The organism is Faecousia intestinalis (assembly GCF_040096185.1).
In the GTDB taxonomy this organism is placed as follows: domain Bacteria; phylum Bacillota; class Clostridia; order Oscillospirales; family Oscillospiraceae; genus JAZOXB01.
On sequence record NZ_JBBMFF010000058.1, the window covers coordinates 1 to 2,619 of the forward strand.

The following is a 2,619-nucleotide window of genomic DNA, read 5'->3' on the forward strand; positions in this document are numbered from 1 at the left end:
CATGCGCCCTGAAAAGCCTCGCAGAGTTCGCCGCCCGCAGGCGGCGAATCCAATAGGATCCTTTTCTCCGGCGGCGTGTACGTCGGAGAAAATACAAATCAGTCCGTTAGTGTGCGAATCGCCCGCTTTTGGCGGGCGATTCGTGCGCGCAGCGGACTGAAATCTTTTTGTTGGAAAAGCCGAAAGGCTTTTCCAACAGTCGGTTTAAAGGCCCGTCATGGCTTCCAGAACGGCCCATTCTTCCATATCGAGGCCCTTGTTCATGCTGAGCGCCTCGTCGATGTCGATGTCGAAGATCTTGCCCTGATGTACGCCGACGATGCGGTTCGTGCTGCCCGCCGCAAGGATCTCCACGGCGCGATAGCCCATACGCGTTGCCATAACGCGGTCGCGGGCCGTGGGGGAACCACCGCGCTGCACATGGCCGAGGACGGTCACGCGCGGATCGAGCGCGATCTCATCGCGGATGCGGTTGGCGACGTCGAAGGCGCTGCCTGCGCCCTCCGCAACGACGACCATATAGTGCGTGAAGCCGTTCAGACGGGCATTGCGGATCTTTTCGATGATCTCGGTGTCGAAGCTCTCCTTGCTCTCCGGCACGAGGACGGCCGTCGCGCCGACGGCAAGGCCGACATACAGCGCCAGATGACCGGCGTTGCGGCCCATGACTTCCACGACGGAGCAGCGCTCGTGCGATTGCATGGTGTCGCGCAGCTTATCGATGCACTCAATGGCCGTGTTGGCCGCCGTGTCAAAGCCGATGCAGTAATCCGTGCAGGCGATGTCGTTGTCGATCGTGCCGGGGAGGCCGACGACGGAGATGCCGTATTTCGACAGGGCCAGCGCGCCGCGGAACGTGCCGTCGCCGCCGATGGCGACAATGCCGTCCAGCCCGAGGAGCTTGCAGGTGCTGACGGCCTTCTTCTGGCCCTCCTCCGTGCGGAATTCCTCGCTGCGGGCGGTGTAGAGGATCGTGCCGCCGCGGTCGATGATATGTGCCACGCTGCGCTCGTCCAGACGGACAATGTCGCCGTTGATCAGGCCGTTCCAGCCGCGGCGGATGCCTACGACCTCGATGCCGCGGTACACGGCGGCACGGACAACGGAACGAACGGCCGCATTCATACCGGGGGCGTCGCCGCCGCTCGTGAGCACGCCGATGCGCTTCACTGCATTTTTCTTGGTTTCACTCATATGATTACCACCAGTCTGCCGCTGACGCGGCACGAATTATCGACCCTATTTTACCGTATTTTTCAAAAAGCCGCAATAGGGAAATTCTTACGATTGTCCAAAAGCCGGCAAAAAGATCACCCTGTCAGTGAAGCTGCTCCGGCAGGAGCGTCGTATATACGGCGTCGCAGAGGGCGGCCACGGCCTCACGGTCGATGGTGTAGTAAATGCGGCTCTCGCCCTTGCGGGCGCGGACGAGGCCTGCTTCAAGCAGCAGGCTCATGTGGCGCGAGATGGTAGCGGTCGTCAGTCCCATTTCCCGGGAAAGCTGCTGGCAGTAGGACGGCTGACGCGCGCAGCGGCGCAGCAGCTCGAACTTGCTCCGGTCCGCGACGAGTTTGAGCAGACTGCAGATGCCGTCATCCGTCATCTGCAGGCGGTCGACGCGGAAGTTCTCGTGCAGCAGCACGCCGAGGTAGACCTGACGGCAGTCACTGCACGCCAGCTCGTCATAGGTATAGATCATGTCGCCGCCTGCCACGAGGCTGAGGTTGATATAAGTGTCCATTTCGGCCAGCTGCATGCTCTGGTTCGTAAATCGCTCCAGCAGCTCCGAAAAGGCGTGTTTCGCAAAATACTGCTCCCAGTGGTCGTAGACCGGCTGCAGCTGCGGCAGGATCCGCGGCAGAATATCCTGCACCCGCTGCGCGGCAGGGCGCAGAAGGGCGGAAAGCTCGTCAAACATCGCAGAATAGTTCGTCAGCAGCTTATAAAGCCGCCAGCGGTACTGCTCCTCGATCATCAGACCGTCCAGCTGTTCGGACAGCGGCGGGATCGGCTGCCCCGGCTCCGCCGCATAGAAGGTGATGCCGCCGGAATTGATGTCCCGCAGGAGATAGGAGCCGTTCAGCCGCTCCTCGGCGGACTGCCGGGTGCGCTGCAGCGACTGCTCCAGATCGGTCGTGCGGATATCGAGGAAGCTGAAGATCATCAGCTTGGCAAGGCAGGTATTCTGCCACTTGCTCTCCGTCTCCCACTTGCGGAAGAACGTCTCCAGAGCCGGGCCGTCCTCCAGTCCGGTGCAGGCTGCCTCTGCCACCTTCGCGGCAAGCGCGCAGCTCTGCTCGATCTGCTCCCGCTCCGTGCGGGTGAGCTTGGAACCGAATTTCTGGAGCAGATCCCGCTTGCGCCCCTCGACGGACAGGCCGTTTACATGCTGATACAGGGCCTCGACGGTCTCATACAGCACTACAGGGGAGCGTAAAACGATCTGCTTCATGATGCATTCTCCTTTCACACTTTTCTTCCCTCCGAAACTTTCTGCTTGGCAGTTATTTCGGTAAGCATAGAGCCCCCGGCAATGCCGGGTCAGCTTGTCAAAAAAGTCCCTTCGGGATTTTTGCCAAGCTGCTTTCAGAATTGCAAAATAAATTCTTGTAGTATTAT

2 protein-coding genes are annotated in these 2,619 nt (G+C 60.3%); both read right to left on the reverse strand.

Features of this window, described 5'->3' with window-relative positions; genetic code table 11:
• Positions 1 to 204 precede the first annotated feature (204 nt).
• Entirely contained in the window at positions 205 to 1,194 is a 990-nt protein-coding gene (pfkA, locus tag WMO66_RS00770; protein ID WP_349134499.1) for a 6-phosphofructokinase, read from the reverse strand.
• Positions 1,195 to 1,318: 124 nt separating this feature from the next.
• The gene (locus tag WMO66_RS00775) at positions 1,319 to 2,452 is read right to left on the reverse strand and encodes an ArsR/SmtB family transcription factor (protein WP_349134500.1); all 1,134 of its coding nucleotides are present in this window, start codon (positions 2,450 to 2,452) and stop codon (positions 1,319 to 1,321) included.
• Between the last annotated feature and the right edge of the window lie 167 nt (positions 2,453 to 2,619).

Excerpts from the sequence above, each read along its gene's own strand:
- pfkA (WP_349134499.1), bottom strand. The coding sequence starts at position 1,194 with ATGAGTGAAACCAAGAAAAATGCAGTGAAGCGCATCGGCGTGCTCACG.
- WMO66_RS00775 (WP_349134500.1), bottom strand. The coding sequence starts at position 2,452 with ATGAAGCAGATCGTTTTACGCTCCCCTGTAGTGCTGTATGAGACCGTC.